We start from the raw sequence: 21,336 nt of genomic DNA, 5'->3' as shown, positions 1-21,336 counted from the left end.
CGTTATTATTTCCATCAAAATCAACAAAATAAAAGTAAAATGAAGTATTTAAAATATATAGTTTTTACGATCATCATGTCTTTTACCGGTAACGCCCAACAAGACCCACATTTTAGTATGTATAGATATAACATGAATGTAATCACTCCTGCATATGCAGGCACCAATGGTAGTCTTGAAGCAATATTTGCAGTAAGGAGCCAATGGGCTGGAGTTAAGGACGGTCCAGAAACTCTTAACTTTAATATAAACTCTCCGATAGGCAAAAATATCGGTATTGGATTAACCGCTGTAAGTGATAAAGTTTTTGTGTTAGATGAAACACATCTTTATGCAGACTTTTCATATAAAATAAAAGTGGCAGAAGAAACAAATCTCTATGCAGGAGTTAAAGTCGGAGGATCATTCTTAAAGATAAATCTTAATGAAATAGGAATTGAAGATGACCCATTATTCACCCAAAATGTAAATACATTTAATCCTAATGTGGGTGTAGGATTTTATCTAAAAGCCAAGAAGTATTATATATCACTTTCTGCTCCCGGGCTGCTATCTAATGACAGGTACGAAAAAGAAGGATTAAATCCTGTCTCGGCCAGCGATGATTTGCAGGTATTTTTAGGTGCTGGATATGATTTTGATCTTAGCAATGATTTTAAATTACGCCCTTCTGCACTTGGTAAAGTCGTAAACAATGCACCTATATCTTTGGACCTTACCACTTCAATTGTATATAAAGAACGAATAGAACTAGGAGCAAATTATCGATTAGACGAAAGTATAACGGCATTTTTTACCGCTAGTTTTTTAGAAAACCTATTAAGCATTGGCTATGCATATGAGCATGTTACATCTGATATAAATACATATACCAATGGAACTCATGAAGTGATTTTAAAACTTAAGCTGAAGTAAAATAAAGAAAACATATATTTTATACCGAACGAACTTTATTCAAAAATTATATGAAATTTTAATCTATCACCAAAGCGATTAGGGCAGACTTACATCCCTGTTCTGATTGCTTCTACAGGATCTAATTTTGAAGCTGACAATGCAGGTAAAATCCCAGCAATCAGACCTATTATTGTAGAAGAAAACATTCCCCAAAACATATTAGAACTAGAAAGTATAAACTTAAAATCACCTGTAAACTGCGATGCAAATATCGAAATTAACCAAACTAATAAAAGTCCAATTAATCCACCAAAAATAGCAAGAATAATTGCTTCAAACAGAAACTGAAATAATATAAATCTTTTTTTAGCTCCTAATGCCTTTTGTATACCTATTAGGTTTGTTCGTTCTTTAACACTTACAAACATAATATTAGCAATTCCAAAACCTCCTACCAGTAGTGAAAACATGCCTATAAAACCTCCAATAGTAGACATTGTACCAGTAATATTATCTATAAAATCTGTAAACCCTTGTAATTGATTTACAAAAAAATTATCACCTTCATCAGGCTTTAACCCTCGATATGCTCTTACTTTTTGTTTTAAGGCTGCTATAAATTCTGGGATATCAATATTAGATTCTGGCTTAATAATTATGGCCGGAAAAGACGATTTATTATTATCTCCATAGATCCTTCTAACCAGATTAACAGGAAGAATAACAGCTGTATCTTTACTATTTCCAAAGAGACCTGCTCCTTCTTTTTGAAGTACTCCTATCACAGTAAGCTTTCTTCCGTATAATCGTATCTTTTTTCCTATAGGTTCACTAGAACCAAACAGGCTATTAGCTATCTCATCCCCTATAACGATTACAGGAGCGCCTGCCACAGATTCTTGCTCATTATAAAATCTTCCTTTTACGACTTGTAATTCTTCAATATCATAATAATCATTAGTAACTGGCGCAATCTCTACATTACTTATACTATTATCTTCGTACTTAATTGTTTCAGGAGCTACGTTCAAAATAAAGCTGGCTGCTTTAAGATCAGGCATTGATCTATTGATATATTGATATTCCTCAAAAGTTACATCAGGAAATTGTTCTCGTTTCCATTGTGGTATATCAGAAGGGCCAAAAGAAAAACGCATAAGATAAATTGTACTATTATCTAGAGAGCTAATACTTCCTTTGATTTCTTGTTTTAAAGAGTCTACCGCAGCAAGAACGCCTATAATCGAAAAAATCCCGATAGTAACACCCAATAGCGAAAGAAATGTACGCAACTTATTATTTACAAGTGCATTAATAGCAAAATTAAAGCTTTCCTTAAGTACTCTAAGATAGATTAGCATGCTCTATTTTTTGAACTGGATTTTAAATTATTTAAATATAGGACGTTTTCCTTATATTTTTGTTACAATTTATTGAAAACAATTACACATAATTGATTGTCTAATTGGGTACTAAATTGCTATTTTTGCGTTTTACTAACTAAATTTTCTCATGAGCAACACAAAAACTGCTAAATCTGCACTAATTTCTGTATTCAGTAAAGAAGGATTAGCACCTATCGTAAAAAAATTAGACGAACTTGATATCACAATTTATTCTACAGGTGGAACCGAAAAATTTATTAAAGATTTAGGTATTGATGTTATCCCTGTTGAAGATGTTACGTCTTATCCTTCAATCTTAGGTGGAAGAGTTAAAACATTACACCCAAAAGTTTTTGGAGGAATCCTGAATCGTCAAAATAACGATAGTGATGTTGCAGAACTTGAGCAATATGAGATTCCTCAAATTGATATTGTTATTGTAGACTTATATCCTTTTGAAAAAACAGTAGCTTCTGGTGCACCTGAGCAAGATATTATTGAGAAAATAGACATCGGTGGAATTTCATTAATTAGAGCAGCTGCCAAAAACTTTTCTGATGTAACCTGTGTAGCTTCGGTTGATGATTATGCAGAGTTTTTACATGTGATTTCTGAAGGAAACGGAGCTATTTCTTTGGCAGATCGCAAGCGTTTTGCTGCCAAAGCTTTTAATGTATCTTCTCACTATGACTCGGCAATTTTTAATTATTTTAATAGTGATCATGAAATCGCCTCTCTTAAAATAAGTGAAACCAAAGGTAAAGTATTACGATATGGTGAAAATCCGCATCAAAAAGGATTTTTCTTTGGAGATTTTGATACTATGTTTGATAAACTACACGGTAAAGAACTATCTTACAACAACTTGCTTGATGTTGATGCAGCAGTAAACCTGATGAGTGAATTTAAAAGTGAGTCGCCAACATTTGCAATTTTAAAACATAACAACGCTTGTGGTTTAGCACAAAGAGAAACTGTTCTCCAGTCGTATATTGATGCATTGGCTGGTGATCCTGTTTCGGCATTTGGAGGTATCTTAATTAGTAATAGCGAAATTGATTCAGCAACTGCCGATGAAATTCATAAATTATTTTGTGAAGTTGTTATTGCTCCTTCTTTTAGTAATGAGGCCATAGAGATCCTAAAAGGAAAGAAAAACAGAATTATTTTAGTGCAAAAAGATATCGATTTACCAAAAATGCAAGTACGTACTTGTTTAAATGGTGCACTGGTTCAGGACAAAGATCTTAAAACAGATACCAAAACAGATTTGAAGACCGTAACTAAAGTAGCGCCTACATCAGAACAAATAGAGGATCTTTTATTTGCATCAAAAATCTGTAAACATACCAAATCAAATACGATAGTTTTTACTAAAGGAAAGCAGTTATTAGCAAGTGGAACAGGACAAACCTCTAGAGTCGATGCCTTAAAGCAATCTGTAGAAAAGGCCCAGGCATTTAATTTTGATCTTAACGGAGCAGTTATGGCCAGTGATGCTTTTTTCCCTTTTCCTGATTGTGTAGAAATTGCAGACAATGCAGGCATTAAAGCTGTGATCCAACCGGGAGGTTCTATCAAGGATCAATTAAGCATTGATTACTGTGATCAAAACGGAATTGCAATGGTTATGACCGGAACACGTCATTTTAAACATTAATTTTATTACATTTACTGAATTTTAACCCCTTTTTTTGACTTTTATGGGATTTTTTGACTTCTTTACCGAAGAGATTGCAATAGATTTAGGTACCGCTAACACATTAGTGATCCACAATGACAAAGTAGTAGTGGATAGTCCCTCTATTGTAGCCAGAGATATTATGACTGGTAAAATTATTGCAGCCGGAAAAGAGGCTGCCATGATGCAGGGAAAAACTCATGAGAATATAAAAACTATTCGCCCACTTAAAGATGGGGTAATTGCAGACTTTGATGCCAGTGAAAAAATGATAAGCATGTTTATCAAAGATATCCCGGCATTGAAGAAAAAAATATTTGCCCCTGCTTTGCGTATGGTGATATGTATTCCTTCTGGAATTACCGAAGTTGAAATGCGGGCAGTAAAAGAAAGTGCAGAACGTGTAAATGGAAAAGAAGTATACCTTATCCACGAACCTATGGCAGCTGCAATTGGTATTGGTGTAGATATTATGCAGCCCAAAGGAAATATGATTGTGGATATAGGTGGAGGTACTACAGAAATTGCAGTTATTGCATTAGGAGGAATTGTGTGTGATAAATCGGTAAAAATTGCAGGAGATGTATTTACCAATGATATTATATATTATATGCGTACACAACATAACTTATATGTTGGAGAGCGTACTGCTGAGAAAATAAAAATACAAATTGGTGCCGCTACAGAAGATTTGGAGTTACCGCCCGAAGAAATGAATGTTCAGGGTCGTGATCTACTTACAGGAAAACCTAAACAGGTTCAGATTTCTTATAGAGAAATGGCTAAAGCACTTGATAAGTCTATTCTACGTATCGAAGATGCAGTAATGGAAACCTTATCGCAAACTCCTCCAGAACTTGCCGCAGATATTTATAATACTGGTATATATCTTGCAGGAGGAGGTTCTATGCTACGTGGATTGGATAAGCGTTTATCACAAAAAACAGATTTACCAGTCTATATTGCAGAAGACCCGTTAAGAGCAGTTGTACGAGGTACAGGAATTACATTAAAAAACCTAAATAGGTATAAAAGTGTTTTAATAAAATAATGTTGTAAAAAAACATTCCTGAAATATACCTAAATTTCTGATTTTACGTTATCCTGCTTTAATACTTGCTAAGTAAGGCTTAGCTAGCTTAACATAGAACGTTTAACCAAAGAAGTCATCATACTCTAAATCATGCAGCAGATTATTAATTTTTTAATTAAGAATAAACGTTTTCTGCTATTTCTACTACTATTATGTATAGCATTAATTTTCACTATACAATCACATTCTTATCATAGAAGTAAATTTGTTAGTTCTACCAATTTTTTAAGTGGAGCGCTATATAGTTGGCAACACTCGGTAAGTGACTATTTTGGTCTAAAAAAGGAAAACCAACGATTACTAGAAGAGAATGAAAGCCTTCGTAATCAATTAAGTGCTCTAGGGGTAGATTCTGTTGCGACAAAATATCTGGATACACTATCTTTTGATAAACCTTATACTTTTACCAAAGCCAGGGTAATTAAAAATGATTATAGCAAAATTGATAACTACATCCTGATTAATAAAGGCGAAAAAGATAGTATCCTACCCGATATGGGAGTTATTACAGATAAAGGTATTATAGGAATTGTAGAGAATACTTCAAAAAATTACAGTAGAGTGATTTCTATCCTTAACAGTAATTCTCGAATTAATGCCGGATTAAAAAAGTCTAACCAGTATGGTTCTTTAATCTGGAATGGAAAAGATCCAAATATTATTCAGTTAGAAACTATCCCTCGACAAGCAATTCTGAGAGAAGGAGATACTATTATAACACATGGTCGCTCAACCATTTTTCCTAAAGGAATAGGAATAGGAACAATTGCCAGTTATAAATTAAATCAAAACAAAAGCTACTATTTAATAGATGTCAAATTATTTAACGATATGAGTGATATTGGTTTTGTTTATGCAATAAAAAGTAGGGATATTGAAGAAATTAAAAGCTTAGAGAATTAAATCATGAACAGGGATACTTTACTACATATCATTAGATTCATTGTTTTGGTTTTAATTCAGGTATTTATCTTAAACCATATTAATTTTTTAGGATACCTAAACCCTTATATCTATATCATTTTTATTCTTATGGCCCCCATTAATATTAATAAAGGACTTTTTCTTGTTGTAAGTTTTATGTTAGGCTTGATTATAGATATGTTTGGTGATTCTGGAGGCGTACATGCCGCCGCATGTACAGTTATTGCATTTTTTCGTCCAGTAGCATTACGATCGGTATTTGGGCTTAGCTATGAGTTTCAAACCGTAAAACTAAGCAATGTTGGATTTGGCGAGCGTTTTGCTTATGTAATCTTAATGGTTTTAACACATCATATTGTACTTTTCTCGTTAGAAATTTTTAACTTCTCTCACATACTATTAATCATTAAAAAAACGTTATTTTCTAGTTTATTTACAATAGTGATTACCATGCTGGTTTTGGTATTGTTTAGAAGAAATGATTCATGAGAAAATTACTACTCTACCTAATAATTATTACTACTGGTATTGTCTTTGTTGCAAGGTTATTTTATTTGCAGATATACAATACTTCTTTTGCCTCGTTATCTGAAGATAATGCAATCAAAGTAATTTATGATTACCCTCAAAGAGGAGCTATTTATGATCGAAATGGGAGATTATTGGTCACCAACCAACCGTCATACGATGTTATGGTTATCCCCAGAGAATTAAAACCTTTTGATACTTTAGAATTTTGTTCTATCCTGAATATCAGTAAAGACAAACTTATAAAAAGGCTTAAAAAAGCTAGAGTCTATTCTCCAAGAGTACCTTCTATAGTTATACCACAATTGACCAAAGATGAGTATGCCTATCTTCAGGAAAAAATGAGGAAATTTGAAGGTTTTTATATTCAAAAACGTTCATTAAGGGACTACCAAACTGTTAATGCTGCAAACGTATTAGGGTATATTGGCGAGGTAAACGAAAGATTAATAAAAGAGGATCCTTATTACCTCTCTGGAGATCTTATTGGCATTGACGGTGTAGAAAAACAATATGAAAATGAGCTTAGAGGTATCAAAGGAGTAAAACGAATTCAAAAAGATCGATTTAATAGAGATATAGGCCCATATAAAAATAGGAAATTTGACACTCTTCCTGTAAATGGAAAAGATCTTACCTTAACTCTGGATTCAAAACTACAGGCATATGGACAAAAACTTATGCAGAATAAACGAGGAGGTATTGTAGCTCTAGAACCCTCTACAGGAGAAATATTGGCTTTGGTAACAGCTCCAACATACAAACCTGAATTATTAGTAGGAAGAAAACGATCACCGAATTTCACCAAATTAGTTTATGACACTATTGCGATACCACTTTTTGATAGAGGTCTAAAAGCCGAATATCCTCCGGGATCGCCATTTAAGACGGTTAATGCATTGATAGCATTACAGGAAGGAGTAATTGACACCAATGAAAGTGTTTCTTGCAGAATGGGGTATTATTATGGAAAAAATGGAAGAAAACTCGGTTGTCATTCTCACAGAAGTCCATTAAATATGATTCCGGGTATAGCAAACTCTTGTAATGCATATTTTGCAACAGTATATAGAAGAATTATTGAAAAGTATGACACTCCGCAAGAAGGGATGGAAAATTGGAGAAAACATGTTGAAAGTTTTGGCTTAGGGAATTATTTGGGTTATGATTTGCCAACAGGAAAAAGAGGAAAAGTGCCAACTGCAAAATATTACAATAAGATTTATCAATATCCAACTTATAAATGGTATGCATCTGCTACATTGTCTAATGCTATCGGACAAGGAGAGGTACTTTCTACTCCTATACAGTTAGCAAATATGACTGCTGCAATTGCAAACAGAGGACATTATTTTACTCCGCATATTATAAAAGCAATAGATGGCAAACCTATAGAAAACGAAAATTATACTATTCCTAAGGTTACAACAATTAACAAAGAGCATTTTGAACCAGTGATAGAAGGAATGTATCAGGTATATACCCAAGGTACTGCACGATCCTTGCAAGTTGAAGGTATTGAGATATGTGGAAAAACTGGTACAGCAGAAAACTTTACCAAAATTGATGGTAAAAAAACCCAGCTTACCGATCATTCTGTTTTTGTAGCATTTGCTCCAAAAGATAACCCCAAAATAGCAATAGCTGTATTTGTCGAAAACGGATATTGGGGTGCTCGTTATGCGGGAAAAATTGCTTCACTAATGATAGAACAACATATAAACGGAGTCGTCTCTAGAACAGATTTAGAAGATTGGATTCTCGCACACAGTCTCGAAGAAGAATATGCCAAACCCTACAGTGGCGAACCATTTAAAATTAATCAATAATGGCAAGATCCAGTGTAGCAGCAATAGATTGGGTAACAGTCTTATTATTTTTATTACTTGTTGGTTTTGGGTGGGTAAACATCTACTCTGCTTCTTCTGAGAATGAAGCTTTCTCATTAGCTGATTTTTCACATGCATATGTTAGACAAGCCTATTGGATTTTATTCAGCATAGTATTAATTATTATCACTCAAGCTATAGAAGCAAAATTTTATGAACGCTTTGCAGGGTTGATTTATGTAATATCATTATTATCATTATTAGGCCTTTTTGTATTTGGAAAAAATATAAATGGTGCGACGTCCTGGTATCAAATTGGACCTGCCGGGTTACAACCTTCAGAGTTTGCCAAAGCATGTACCGCATTAGCCCTGGCTAAGTTCTTAAGTGATATGCAAACCAACATAAAACTTCTTGGTTATCAGGTTAGAGCTTTTTTAATTATTGCAATTCCTGCCATATTTATTATACCTCAACCAGACCCAGGGAGTGCATTGGTCTATGCTGCCTTTTTCTTTCCATTATACAGAGAAGGTTTAGCCACTATATATCTAATTGTTGGAGCTTCTGCTGCAGGATTATTTATTCTCACCTTGCTTTTTAATCCGATATGGGTAGTTCTGGTAGTTGCAGCCGTTATGCTTTTTATACTTATTAGAAATAGAAAACGAAAACCGAAATATTCAAGATATCTTCTTACTATTATTGTAGTAGCTGGATTTTGTTTTTCGGTTAATTATATCTTTAATCATGTATTCGAACAAAGACACCGTGATCGATTCAATATTGTTTTAGGTAAAGAAGTTGACTCAAAAGGTATTGGCTATAATACCAATCAAAGTCAGATTGCTATTGGTAGTGGTGGCTGGGTCGGTAAAGGGTTTAGAGAAGGAACACAAACCAAAGGAGGCTTTGTCCCAGAACAACGTACCGATTATATATTTAGTACTGTTGGTGAAGAATGGGGTTTTCTGGGTGCAACTATGATTATAATTCTCTTTGTTTTATTATTAATTCGGCTTATTCACCTGGCCGAAAGACAAAAATCTCAATTCAGTCGTGTATACGGCTACAGTGTAGTAGGTATCTTATTTATTCATTTTACTATCAACATAGGTATGGTAACAGGGTTAATGCCAACTATTGGTATTCCTTTGCCTTTTTTTAGTTATGGAGGATCAAGCTTGTGGGGATTTACAATTTTACTCTTTATTTTTATTAAACTAGACGCTAATCGAGTGAATGAATGGTAACACTAAAAATATCAATATTAAAACTTCCATCCTTGGGTAGCAGAAGAGGCTTCTAATTGGTTCTCTACTTTATCCTCTAATGATGTAAAAAAATCGATCCCTGTTAATTTTTCAATTTCGTCTACAGGCACAACAAAGTTTTTTAAAGGTGTTTTAGTATCTTTATGTGGTATCAAAAAAGCAATCATTTTTGGATTAGTGGAAGAATTATTAAATACAATTTTATAAAATTGTTTAGGCACAGAGATATGTTCATACCCAATTGTAGGAAGATCTTCTGATAATATACCACCTGTTATTATATATACTCCATCATACACTTTGGCCCAATATCTTATTTTTTGTTCCAAATAATTCCAGATACCGCTATTAAACTCATGATTTTGAGGAGTAATGTTTGAAGTAAGAAATGTCTCTTCAAAGGCTTGATATGTAAATCTCCTATCACCAGCCGGACATAAGTGCCCTCTATCATATCCAGATTTTTTATAATTGCGCCAATCTGCAGAAGACGATTTTACTTTTCTATCTTCTTCAAAAAAAGGTCGCTTAAATTCATTTTTAGATAAATGTTCTTTTTTCAATTCATAAGCTACCCATTCTGCCTGTTCATGTTTTTCAGAATATGATAATGAATAAAAATCATGAACTATTATAGCTCCTGTAGTAGATGTCGGAAGGTAGTAAAAACCTAAATCGGTAGTATTTTTAGTTTTCTCATCTGTAAAATCGTTATTTTCAATATACCCTTCAAAGTAATAAAACCCAACAGTGACTATAATAATCAACATTGGATACAGATATTTTCTATTCATTCTCATATCATTTTGAAAAAGCAAAAATAACAAAACAATACTATTGAATTTTAATAGTAGAACATCTAATTAACATCCTACAAAACTTCATAAGATTGTCCTGATTTCTTGACTATTCAAAGAATCGGGATAACATACATCCATAACATACTAGTTTTATAAAACTATTAGAAAGCTATATGTTACTTAAAACAAATAGTGGAACATAGAGACATATACCTGAGTGTCTATAAAAGTTCGGAAAATTAAATCTTAAAACTTTAATTATGTTATCAAACATTTTAAATCTCACCAATGGTAAAACATTGAACAAAAAAGAACAACAATCTATTAATGGAGGAAGAATAAACGTCAATTGCCAAGGTGATCCATGCATGGTAAACGGCCACGGTGCTTGTTGTAGTAGACTTTTTAAGTGCAAACAAAACATATGTCAACTCTATATATGAAGTTTTCCTTGTTAGAGGAAATTTAGGAGAGGGTGATTTTTTATAAATTCATCCTCTTTCATTATTCTCTATATCAAAACATCTGTGCCTTGTTAATATTTGTGATCTAACAAGAGATATACTAAGATCAAAAAATCCTTTTATATAAATTTAAATAGTACACCAACAAAAACATAAAAAATTATAACATACTAGTTTTTACAAAACTATTAGAAAGCTATATGTTACTTAAAACAAATAGTAAAATCATAGAGACATATACCTGAGTGTCTATAAAAGTTCGGGGAATTTTAATTCTAAAATTTAATCATGTTATCAAACATTTTAAATCTCACCAATGGTAAAACATTGAACAAAAAAGAACAACAATCTATTAACGGAGGGCACTTTAACTGTGCCGGTAGAGCATGTAGAATTAATGGAAATGGTGATCCATATTGCTGTGGAGGTGCTACCTGTCGTAATAATGTATGTGGTTATTGGACTTAAGAATTATAAACCTCTAGCAAGGAGGTCTCTTTTGTAAAAATACTAAAAACCTCCTATTTATTTATGATTCGTTACAAAAGGTAATTTTTTATCAAACAAAAATAACTCAAAATCTATTCTGCTACTTCAAAACAAATAGTAAAACCATAGAGACATATACCTGAGTGTCTATAAAAGTTCGGGGAATACATTAATTTATTAAACTTTAATTATGTTATCAAACATTTTAAACCTTACTAATGGCAAGACATTGAACAAAGAAGAACAACAATCTATTAATGGAGGAAGAGCCAATAACTGTAATGGCAATCCATGTAGCAGTGGTAAAAATAATGTCCCTTGTTGTGGAGGTACTACTTGTCAAAATAATTTATGTGGTTATTGGGCCTAAGAGGGTCATAAACCTCTAGTTTTTGGTTTATAAAAAGAGGATGGATTTCTTAGAAATTCACCCTCTTTACTATTCTCTATATCAACACATCGGTGTCTTGTTAAGATTCTCATTAATATCTGTGATATAACAAGATCAAAAAATCCTTTCATATGAATTCAAATAGTACACCAACAAAAAAAATAAAATTATAAGATTGTCCTGATTTCTTGACTATTCAAAGAATCGGGATAATATAATGTTTATAACATTATAATTTCACCAACACGATAATAGGCCTTTATCGTACTTACATTACTCTAAACAAGACTCACATCACTTTAAAACAAATAAGTGAAAACATAGAGACATATACCTGAGTGTCTATAAAAGTTCGGGGGAATACATTAATTTATTAAATTTTAATTATGTTATTAAACATTCTAAATCTTACCAATGGTAAAACATTGAACAAAAAGGAACAACAATCTATTAACGGAGGAAGAAGACGTGGTTGTAATGGTGCTCCATGCAGCAAGGGAAAAAATGGCGTATCTTGTTGTACAGGTGCTAGATGTATTGACAATGTATGTGGCTACCCTGTCTAAAAAACAATGTAGACTATATATAAAAGTTGCCATTTTTTAGTTAAGAAAAAAGAGGGTGAATTCATAGAAATTCACCCTCTTGTACTACGCCAAATTATTTATATAAACTTTATTTTTCTTCTAAAATTCTATTCCCTAAATTATAATTCATACTATTCTAATGCCCTATTACAGCTATTAAGAAAGCTATTTTTTAAAACTTTATAAAAGATTAACACTATTTACATCATCGTATTTAGCCAATTTAAAACAAAACACAACATGTTGATTATCAATATTTTAAATTCAATGAATCATAAAAAAAACCAACACAAATATGGTTTAACCATATATTTTTTGAGCTTATAACACCTCTTTTTACTTAATAAAATCTTTACTTTAGAGAAAATTTTTTTTCCAAAAATTAAACGATTTGTGGTATTTCTCTCGTTAAGAATGAAAATATCATACTAATAATCCTAAGCAAGATATACATGAATAATACTATTGAAAAAATTGTAGAAAGTGTTTTGGTCCAAAACAGAATTGGAAATTATACCAAAAAGGATCTGGAACTACAATTACAAATACACCCTAGTTACCCAAGTTTTCAATCCATTACAGATACTTTAGATTATTTTGATATTGATAATATTGCTGTAGAGATTCCTATGGATGCTTTGGATCAACTACCCAAAAGTTTTATTTCATTAATCACGATAGAAAATGCTGAGGAAATTGTTACGGTAATCAAAAAAAGTGACAGTATAGAACTTAAACACTCAAGTCTTAAAAAAAAGAAATTTACTTTTAGTGAGTTTAAAGAAATTTGGATTCCCAAGGTAATTGCTGTCGAGTATAATGCCAAGCAAAAACTTATTTCTAATCAATCTCTTATTCAAAACATATTACTTGTCGGACTAGTAGCTAGTTTAATTTTTGCTTTTTACGGAAGGTCTTGGGATATTAATCAGGTTCTCTTTTTACTATTATCATTTACAGGGGTAGTTTTCAGTTTTTTTGCTGTAAGAGAAAGTTTAGGAATACAATCACAGGCCATGCATCAATTTTGTACATCGGTCGGAAATACAAACTGTGGAGAAGTTATAAACAACAATAGTGGTAAACTTTTTAAGAATTTTTCTTTAGCTGATGCAGGAATTGTTTTCTTTGGTTCTATGTCGCTATATCAATTATTTTATGGCTTCAATAGTATTTTACTTATCCCATCGTTAATAGGAATTCCATTTATTTTATATTCTATTTATTCTCAAGCATTAATTGTAAAAAAATGGTGTGCCGTATGTTTGGCAATGGGCTCTGTATCCCTTGGGTTAGCTATCATAGCCGTTCTTAATATTCCGTTTAATATTGATATTTTGGCTGTAGTTAGTTTTATAATGTTATCATCCTTATTTGCTTTAGCCTATTTATACACCAAAGAAAAAGTAAAAGAAAATAAAAAGTTTAAAGCAGATAACTTTAAGCTAAATCATTTCAAAAGAGATGGGCAAATTTATAATCACTTGCTTAGTATTTCAGAAAAAATCGAAGATAATGCGACAATCCCAAATGAAATCATTTTAGGTAATCCTAATGCAAGCTTTAAAATTATTAGTCTTACCAATCCTATGTGTGGATATTGTAAAGATGCTTTTGAGGCTTACACACGTGTATTAAAAGCTATGGGAGATAAACTTCAAATTAGCATTCGTTTAAATGTTAAAACAGAAGATACCGATGATAAAGCTACACAAATAGCTCTTATCCTTTTAGAAATATATTATAGTAAAGGGCCAGATGAGTTTATTATTGCTTATAACAAGTGGTTTGCAGACAGAACTCATAGTAAATGGATAAAAGAATATGGCGTCCCTCAAGACGTCGAAAATCATCTCGAAGTTTTGAAAAAACAATCTGAATGGGCTCAAAAAAATGACCTCTACTATACTCCTGCATCACTTATTAATAATACGTTATATCCTAAAAAATATAATTACAGTGAGTTTTTCTACTTTATGAGTATGATGACAGAAAATCAAGATACCGCTTCTGAAGTTCGGGAACCTCTTGAAACTTAATAAAAATCTTTAACCTTAAAACCTGTTGATATGAATCAGATCACAAAATTGAAACATGCCAAACATCTTTCTAAAGAACAACAAAAAGATATCGTAGGAGGTATTCCTCCTCTTATTTTTAAGAGAAGAGGTTGTAATCCTGCTTTAAGTTGCTGTTATCATAACGGGACTACATGGGTGCAAGGACCACCTTGTTTCTAAAAAAGTATATTTTATTTTAAAACAAAGAGATCTCCCAAAGAGGTCTCTTTATTTTTTTATATAGTCTTAAACAAATTCGGTATAAAATAGCATACTTCCACTTTTCATGATTAGTCAATTTTCAAAACCCTGTTTTCAGGGTGTTTAATTGTAAGGCTCGTCATTACTTTTGAAACTGAGCTCACTTTATAGTTAATAAAATTATGAAGTAAAGAATGCTCAGACCAGCACTCAGATGTCTATAAACTGTAGAGAAAGTATTTTAATTTAAAACTTTAAACGATGTTAAAAAAAATTTCAAATTCTAACAAAATCGCACTTACCAAAACCCAACAAAAAATAGTTATTGGAGGAAAAAAACATAAAGTAGATCCGCTTACAAATGAACCTATAATTGACTTAGACATATCTCAAGAGGCTCTTCTTTCTGGACGCGTATAAGAGAGTTCTTTATCTATTCAATAAGAGAAATCATTTTAATTTAAAACTTTAAACGATGCTAAACAAAATTTCAAATTCTAACAAAATCGTACTTACCAAAACCCAGCAAAAAACAGTTATTGGAGGAAAAAGGAAACAGATAGACCCACTTACAAATGAACCTATAATTGACTTAGACATATCTCAAGAGGCTCTTCTTTCTGAACGCGTATAAGAGAGTTCTTTATCTATTCAATAGGAGAAAGTATTTTAATTTAAAACTTTAAACGATGCTAAACAAAATTTCAAATTCTAACAAAATCGTACTTACCAAAACCCAGCAAAAAACAGTTATTGGAGGAAAAAGGAAACAGATAGACCCACTTACAAATGAGCCAGTGGTCGACTTAGGCATATCTCAAGAGGCTCTTCTTTCTGGACGCGTATAAGAGAGTTCTTTATCTATTCATAGGAGAAAGTATTCTAATTTAAAACTATAAACAATGCTAAACAAAATTTCAAATTCTAACAACATTGTACTTACAAGAGTCCAACAAAAAATTGTTATAGGAGGAGGAAAGGAAAAAATAGATCCTCTTACAAATCAGTCTGTGATCGGCTTAGATATATCACAGGAAATCCTCATTTCTGGACAGATATAAGTTATATCCTCTTTTTATATAAAATTGATTAATCCAAAAATCAATTATACATTAATCGTCAAATTCTAATTAATAAACCGAAATATATTCACACTTAAAATCAATAAATCATGTTAAAAAAAATTCTAAAATTAAACGATGTTAAACAACTAGACAAAAGTCAGCAAGGCGCAATTAATGGTGGTAGTCTAAATTATGATTGTAGATGCGTTTATAGAGATTATAGAGGAATGCTAGTAATGATTCCTTCTCCATGTAATAGTTTATGCCCAGATGGCAGTACCCCTATAAGAAACGGAAATCAAAATTAAAAGTAGTAAACCGTGTTGAGCGTTATATGCTCAACACGGTTTTTATGTTTTACTCTTTTACATCTAATGCATCTCGAAGTGCATTTCCTATTAGCATAAATGCCATTACCAGACTCATAATGTCTAATACCATTTCTGATTTAAAATCTCTTGCTAAAAATTGAGATTATCCTAATTAAGCTAATTTACAGAAAAGACTTCCTAAAGTATTCTTTTTACTCTTTATTTATCCATTTGATTGATTTCAATGTATATGAGTAAAAAAAAGCTTGAATCTATCATAAAATATGTAATCATTCAATACATTAAATAATGTTTAGTTTATGTATAGTAATTATCTTTAATATCATAGTATTACCAATAAAACTTGAGTTTCATAATATAAAAAATTGACTGCTATTTTGATTTACTATAAAAATACAGACACTAAAACCTCACAGGTCTATAAATATATTGAGGGAATATTAACTCTATAAAATCATTAATTATGTTACAAAGTATTTTAAATCTTGACACAGTACAAGAATTAAACAAAAAACAACAGCAAACGATTAACGGGGGTGGCATCCCGTGTAGAGGGAGATCAGATTGTCCTGATGATGATTACTATCTTTGTTTTATTGGTTATTGTCACCTCGCATAATAAAATATAACAAGTTAGTTATAAATCAGGAGAGTTGGAATTCAGTTCTCCTGATTTTTTTTACTCTTTTACATCTAAAGCATCTCGAAGTGCATTTCCTATTAGCATAAATGCCATTACCAGACTCATAATACCTAATCCAGGTATAATAGCAAGGTATGCTTTACCTAGGATGATATAAGAATAATGATCTTTGATCATTGCTCCCCAACTTGGCATTGGTGGTTGCGCTCCTATTCCTAGAAAACTCAAACCACTTTCGATAAGAATAGCTCCTGCAAAGTTTGCTGCAGAAATTACAATTACCGGTGCTAAACTATTGGGTAGTATATGTTTTGTAATAATTCTAAAATTGGTAAAACCCAATGCTTTTGCAGCAGTCACATATTGCATTTGTTTTACACTTAATACCTGTCCTCTAACCACACGAGCTACTTCTACCCACATTGTTAAGCCAACTGCAATAAAAACCTGCCAAAAACCTTTCCCTAAAGCCAAAGTAATAGCAATAACTAATAATAACGTAGGTATTGACCAGGTAACATTTATTAACCACATGATCATAGCATCTACTTTACCTCCGTAATATCCGGCAATAGCACCTAATGATATCCCAAGGATCAGTGAAATTAGCACAGCCACAAAGCCAATAGAAAATGAAATTCTAATACCAACCAACATTCTACTTAACAGATCCCTTCCGTATTTATCAGTACCTAGAATAAAGGTTTGTGTTTTTATATAGGTATCAGTTATTTCTTGCGATGTTAATCCTCTGGGAAAATGTTCAAATTTGATTTCTTTTGACAGTTCTATAACCTCTCCCTCACTATAAGGGGAAATTTCTATTGTATTATTTTGTATGGTATATCGATCAATAGGAATCTCTGTATCTGTATTTTTTTCTCCAAAAAAGATTCTATTTAAAAAGGATTGATCAGACACGTCCTGAGAAGGAATAGTAAGCATTTTAACTTCAAACCCAGGAGGTTTAGAATGAATTGATAAATGCATCTGATTTGCGTTCTGAGAATCATCAGGAGCCAATACATAAGCAAAAATCGCTATAATTGCGCAAAGAACAATAAAATAAAAACTCAAGACGCCCCAAAAATTCTTCTTGAATTTTTGGAGCGCCAGTATACTTAAAGAGTTTGATTTTGCTTTGGGCATTAATATATTAATTCTTTACCGTAAGTGGATTTTTAGATCTTCGAATGTTATTAATCTTCAAATCTTCAAGAACACTAATTGCCTCTTCTACATAAACATCTTTACTAAGGCTTTCATGCCATCTTTTTCTTTTTTCTGTTAGAATCGAATCCTTTTTCATCAATTCCTTTTCATAAGGTAAAGATTGAAAAGTTAAATTAGTCGTATAATCATTAATCGCATCAAAACGCTCTGCTTGTTTCTCGTTAAGTGCAATATTTAGCTTATACTTACTAAACTGTAAAGAATATTTATTTATATCTCTTTTTTGTCTAACCCACTTTGCATTTTCTTCAATTAATTTTAATTGATCATTTTTAGACATTCTTTCTTTACTGTTATTGATGGTTTGATCAAAATCGATATAACCATCCCAAAGATCATAATCAGCGGCAGCTATTTTATCCCATGGTAGTGGATTTTCCTGATCTTTTTCACCAATATCAATATAACTATAACGATCTGGAACCACAACATCGCTTTTTACACCTTCTAATTGTGTCGAACCTCCATTAACTCTATAAAACTTTTGAGTAGTTAGTTTTAAAGCTCCGAGATCTCCAAAATCATTACTACGCATCCATCTATTAAGATCCATTACATTTTGAACCGTTCCTTTACCATAAGTTTGTTTGCTTCCTATAATGATTGCTCTTTTATAATCCTGCATCGCAGCAGCTAAAATTTCTGAAGCAGAAGCAGATAATTCATTTACTAAAATAACTAATGGACCATCCCAAAGTATATTTCTGTCTTTATCACTTAAAACTTCTGGAGATTCTCCTTTTGTTCTAACTTGTACAATCGGGCCTTTTTCAATAAATAATCCTGCAATATCTACTACAGTTTGTAAAGAACCTCCTCCATTATCTCGTAAGTCGATTACCAAACCATCCATATCTTGTTCTTTAAGACGGATAATTTCTTGTTTTACATCTTTGGCAGCGTTACGTTGATTATAATCTTGCATGTTAAAATAAAACTTTGGCAAATTAACGACACCAAATGTTTTATCATTCTTTTTAACTATAGATGATTTTGCATACGTCTCTTCGAGCTCTACGACATCTCTAACAATCTCTATAATCTCGATAGTACCATCAACCTTTTTTACAGTTAGCATTACTTTTGTGCCTTTTGGTCCCTTAATTAAACTTACAGCATCATCAAGGCGCATTCCCACAATACTTACAGGCTCTTCTTCATCTTCCTGTTTTACTTTCATAATAAGATCCCCTACTTCAACTTCATTACCTCTCCATGCAGGGCCTCCAGAAATGATTTCTATTATTTTTACATTATCATTTTTCTTTTGTAATCTGGCTCCGATCCCTTCTAATTTTCCAGACATTGCTATATCAAACCTATCTTTATCCTGAGGTGCAAAATAATAGGTATGAGGATCAAATTCTTCTACAATAGAATTGATGTATATCGAAAACCAATCTTTTCGTTCTAAATCATCTGCAAATTCAAAATATTCTTTTAGTGAAGTCTTTGTAATTTCACGAGATTCTTTTTCTAAAACGATCGAGGTTTTACGATTATAATTACTGTTTTTGGTAACAGAATCTATTTGTTCCTCAACTTTATCATAATAGCTGGATAATGCATTAAATTTAAGTTGCAATCTCCAACGATCTTTCATTTCACTTTTACTCTCTACATAAGGTAAGTTCTCATAATTTGTATCGATACTTTCGTCTTTTTCGAAATTAAAAGGTTGTTCCAGGATTTCTTTATGTAATGTTCTAGCTTCTGCCATTCGTTGCTGTAAACGGTCATAAGTTAGGTTAAAGAACGTAATTTCTTTATTTCTGATCTCATCATCAATCAGCTTTTCAAACTTCTTAAATTCTTCTATATCACTTTTATAAAAATATCGTTTCAGAGGATCTAAGGCATCAACATAATCAGAGAAAACTTCCTTAGAAAAATCATCATTTATATCCTTCGCATCATAATGTCCTTTACCTAAGACATAACTTATTAAATCAATTAGCAATTTATCTTTATCAGGATCATTTTCGACCTTTGTGGTAAAACTGCAAGAAGCTGCCGAAACGATCACGGTAAGCATCAAAATCAAAAAACTCTTTTTCATACGCTCATTTAATTTAGGGATTCTAGGCAAAATACATTAAAAATCGTGCCAATAACAGGTAATATTACTAAATTTTTCTTAAATGAGCTAATATTATTTCTTACTCTTTATTCTCATAAAACTTCATCTGTTTGTATTTATAGTTTTATATTTTTTTAATGAAATTTTTAGCATTGCCTTTTTAGTAAATATTGCTTTTTTTAGTAATGCTTATTTCGCATAAAAAAAGTGTATTTTTACTGTCGTAAAATTTAAAGCCATGCCGCAAAAAAAACCACTGATTTTAGTTACTAATGACGATGGAGTCACTGCCCCGGGAATACGTGCACTGATAGATGTTATGAATGAAATTGGTGATGTTGTGGTAGTTGCCCCCGATAGTCCACAAAGTGGAATGGGACATGCTATTACAATTAACAGCACTCTCTATTGCGACCCTGTTGTGATTAATAAAAATGCTCCACAAAAAGAATATAGCTGCTCTGGTACTCCTGTAGATTGTGTAAAAATGGCATCTCGTGAAATCCTTGACAGGAAACCCGATTTATGCGTAAGTGGGATTAATCATGGTTCAAACTCTGCAATTAATGTAATCTACTCTGGTACAATGAGTGCTGCTGTCGAAGCTGGTATTGAAGGAATTCCTGCCATTGGGTTTTCATTACTTGATTATAGTATGGATGCCAATTTTGAGCCTTCGAAGAAATATGTAAAAATTATTGTAGAAAATGTCCTCAAAAATGGGTTACCCAAAGGAGTAGTTCTTAATGTGAATATTCCAAAATTAACTCAGGAGGATATAAAAGGCATAAAAATTTGTCGCCAAGCGAATGCTCATTGGGTAGAAGAATTTGATAAGAGAATAAACCCTATGGGGCGAGAATATTATTGGCTTTCTGGTGAATTTATTAACGAAGATAAAGGAGAAGATACTGATGAATGGGCATTACATAACGGCTATATCTCTATAGTACCTACTCAATTTGATCTTACCGCTCATCACTTTATACAAGAACTAAACAATTGGTCATTACATGATTAAAAAAGAGATTATTATTGGTTTTACAATCGGCTTACTTACGAATATAATAGGGTTTATCATATGCGTATTTATTTTTTCTGCACTAAGTTCTCAGGGATTATCATTTACAGAAATGATAAAAGCCTCTGCAGAGAATGACTCTTTAGGAAGCTTAATTGCTCTAGGAGCGATGCCTAATTTACTTATTTTCTTTCTTTTTTTAAGAAAAAATAATATATATCGAGCTCGTGGCGTGCTTCTTGCTACGCTTATTGCGGCTATTTGTATTGCAATTAGTAAATTTGGGTGATCTTAAAAAGATAATATCATATTTTTTAGATAAAATCGATAACGTAAATGTTAGTTTTTGATACTTCGGAA

General features: G+C 32.1%; 22 protein-coding genes. 18 read left to right on the top strand and 4 right to left on the bottom strand.

Annotation, left to right across the window (positions count from 1 at the left end; genetic code table 11):
- Window positions 1-39: 39 nt before the first annotated feature.
- Entirely contained in the window at window positions 40-915 is an 876-nt protein-coding gene (locus NNL09_RS10675) for a type IX secretion system membrane protein PorP/SprF (protein ID WP_025668045.1), read from the top strand.
- 89 nt (window positions 916-1,004) lie between these two features.
- Here the strand turns inward: NNL09_RS10675 and NNL09_RS10670 are convergent, their stop codons facing one another.
- On the bottom strand, window positions 1,005-2,258 hold the full coding sequence (locus NNL09_RS10670; RefSeq protein ID WP_025668044.1) for an ABC transporter permease: 1,254 nt from the start codon (window positions 2,256-2,258) through the stop codon (window positions 1,005-1,007).
- A 151-nt stretch (window positions 2,259-2,409) separates the two neighbouring features.
- Here NNL09_RS10670 and purH point away from each other — a divergent pair, with 151 nt between their 5' ends.
- The 6 genes from purH (at window position 2,410) to rodA (ending at window position 9,590) form a co-directional block, all read left to right on the top strand.
- Window positions 2,410-3,942 (top strand): bifunctional phosphoribosylaminoimidazolecarboxamide formyltransferase/IMP cyclohydrolase, encoded by a 1,533-nt coding sequence (purH, locus tag NNL09_RS10665; RefSeq protein WP_025668042.1) that lies wholly within the window; start codon window positions 2,410-2,412, stop codon window positions 3,940-3,942.
- A gap of 43 nt (window positions 3,943-3,985) precedes the next feature.
- A complete protein-coding gene (locus NNL09_RS10660; protein ID WP_024772404.1) occupies window positions 3,986-5,014 on the top strand; it encodes a rod shape-determining protein in 1,029 nt (342 codons plus the stop codon).
- Between the two features lie 132 nt (window positions 5,015-5,146).
- Window positions 5,147-5,959, top strand: coding sequence for a rod shape-determining protein MreC (mreC, locus tag NNL09_RS10655; protein WP_196911141.1), 813 nt, complete (start codon window positions 5,147-5,149; stop codon window positions 5,957-5,959).
- A gap of 3 nt (window positions 5,960-5,962) precedes the next feature.
- Entirely contained in the window at window positions 5,963-6,469 is a 507-nt protein-coding gene (gene mreD / locus NNL09_RS10650) for a rod shape-determining protein MreD (protein ID WP_025668040.1), read from the top strand.
- Window positions 6,466-8,337 (top strand): penicillin-binding protein 2, encoded by a 1,872-nt coding sequence (gene mrdA, locus NNL09_RS10645; protein ID WP_025668039.1) that lies wholly within the window; start codon window positions 6,466-6,468, stop codon window positions 8,335-8,337. The genes mreD and mrdA overlap by 4 nt, the downstream gene beginning before the upstream one ends.
- Window positions 8,337-9,590: a rod shape-determining protein RodA gene (gene rodA, locus NNL09_RS10640; protein ID WP_025668038.1), complete on the top strand. Its 1,254-nt coding sequence runs from the start codon at window positions 8,337-8,339 to the stop codon at window positions 9,588-9,590. The genes mrdA and rodA overlap by 1 nt, the downstream gene beginning before the upstream one ends.
- A 17-nt stretch (window positions 9,591-9,607) precedes the next feature.
- Here rodA and NNL09_RS10635 read toward each other — a convergent pair whose 3' ends face one another.
- Window positions 9,608-10,405, bottom strand: coding sequence for a DNA/RNA non-specific endonuclease (locus tag NNL09_RS10635; RefSeq protein ID WP_196911142.1), 798 nt, complete (start codon window positions 10,403-10,405; stop codon window positions 9,608-9,610).
- A 758-nt stretch (window positions 10,406-11,163) separates the two neighbouring features.
- Here NNL09_RS10635 and NNL09_RS10630 point away from each other — a divergent pair.
- From NNL09_RS10630 to NNL09_RS10590, 9 genes are all read left to right on the top strand, one after another.
- Window positions 11,164-11,343: a hypothetical protein gene (locus NNL09_RS10630; RefSeq protein WP_025668036.1), complete on the top strand. Its 180-nt coding sequence runs from the start codon at window positions 11,164-11,166 to the stop codon at window positions 11,341-11,343.
- Between the two features lie 211 nt (window positions 11,344-11,554).
- A complete protein-coding gene (locus NNL09_RS10625) occupies window positions 11,555-11,734 on the top strand; it encodes a hypothetical protein (protein ID WP_196911143.1) in 180 nt (59 codons plus the stop codon).
- 407 nt (window positions 11,735-12,141) lie between these two features.
- A complete protein-coding gene (locus NNL09_RS10620; RefSeq protein ID WP_132066209.1) occupies window positions 12,142-12,321 on the top strand; it encodes a hypothetical protein in 180 nt (59 codons plus the stop codon).
- Between the two features lie 473 nt (window positions 12,322-12,794).
- Window positions 12,795-14,381 (top strand): vitamin K epoxide reductase family protein, encoded by a 1,587-nt coding sequence (locus NNL09_RS10615; RefSeq protein ID WP_196911144.1) that lies wholly within the window; start codon window positions 12,795-12,797, stop codon window positions 14,379-14,381.
- A 30-nt stretch (window positions 14,382-14,411) separates the two neighbouring features.
- The gene (locus tag NNL09_RS10610; protein ID WP_160170155.1) at window positions 14,412-14,582 is read left to right on the top strand and encodes a hypothetical protein; all 171 of its coding nucleotides are present in this window, start codon (window positions 14,412-14,414) and stop codon (window positions 14,580-14,582) included.
- A 282-nt stretch (window positions 14,583-14,864) separates the two neighbouring features.
- Window positions 14,865-15,023, top strand: a complete 159-nt coding sequence (locus NNL09_RS10605; protein WP_196911145.1) for a hypothetical protein — start codon at window positions 14,865-14,867, stop codon at window positions 15,021-15,023.
- A 55-nt stretch (window positions 15,024-15,078) separates the two neighbouring features.
- On the top strand, window positions 15,079-15,237 hold the full coding sequence (locus NNL09_RS10600) for a hypothetical protein (protein WP_196911146.1): 159 nt from the start codon (window positions 15,079-15,081) through the stop codon (window positions 15,235-15,237).
- Window positions 15,238-15,505: 268 nt separating this feature from the next.
- Window positions 15,506-15,664: a hypothetical protein gene (locus tag NNL09_RS10595; RefSeq protein WP_196911148.1), complete on the top strand. Its 159-nt coding sequence runs from the start codon at window positions 15,506-15,508 to the stop codon at window positions 15,662-15,664.
- Window positions 15,665-16,462: 798 nt separating this feature from the next.
- Window positions 16,463-16,618, top strand: coding sequence for a hypothetical protein (locus tag NNL09_RS10590; RefSeq protein WP_159099227.1), 156 nt, complete (start codon window positions 16,463-16,465; stop codon window positions 16,616-16,618).
- A gap of 60 nt (window positions 16,619-16,678) precedes the next feature.
- Here NNL09_RS10590 and NNL09_RS10585 read toward each other — a convergent pair whose 3' ends face one another.
- Window positions 16,679-17,791, bottom strand: coding sequence for an ABC transporter permease (locus NNL09_RS10585; RefSeq protein WP_196911149.1), 1,113 nt, complete (start codon window positions 17,789-17,791; stop codon window positions 16,679-16,681).
- Window positions 17,792-17,798: 7 nt separating this feature from the next.
- Window positions 17,799-19,934 carry a carboxy terminal-processing peptidase gene (locus NNL09_RS10580; RefSeq protein ID WP_025667591.1) on the bottom strand — a complete coding sequence of 712 codons (2,136 nt, stop codon included), beginning with the start codon at window positions 19,932-19,934 and terminating at the stop codon, window positions 17,799-17,801.
- A 259-nt stretch (window positions 19,935-20,193) separates the two neighbouring features.
- Here NNL09_RS10580 and surE point away from each other — a divergent pair, with 259 nt between their 5' ends.
- Entirely contained in the window at window positions 20,194-20,976 is a 783-nt protein-coding gene (gene surE / locus NNL09_RS10575) for a 5'/3'-nucleotidase SurE (RefSeq protein ID WP_025667590.1), read from the top strand.
- Window positions 20,969-21,265: a hypothetical protein gene (locus NNL09_RS10570; protein WP_025667589.1), complete on the top strand. Its 297-nt coding sequence runs from the start codon at window positions 20,969-20,971 to the stop codon at window positions 21,263-21,265. Before surE ends, NNL09_RS10570 begins: the two co-directional genes overlap by 8 nt.
- The last annotated feature ends 71 nt before the right edge of the window (window positions 21,266-21,336 follow it).

This window comes from Aquimarina sp. EL_43 (genome assembly GCF_943422735.1).
Taxonomy (GTDB): domain Bacteria; phylum Bacteroidota; class Bacteroidia; order Flavobacteriales; family Flavobacteriaceae; genus Aquimarina; species Aquimarina megaterium.
Note: the sequence above shows the minus strand (reverse complement) of the source record. Positions and strands in the feature narration are given on the sequence as shown.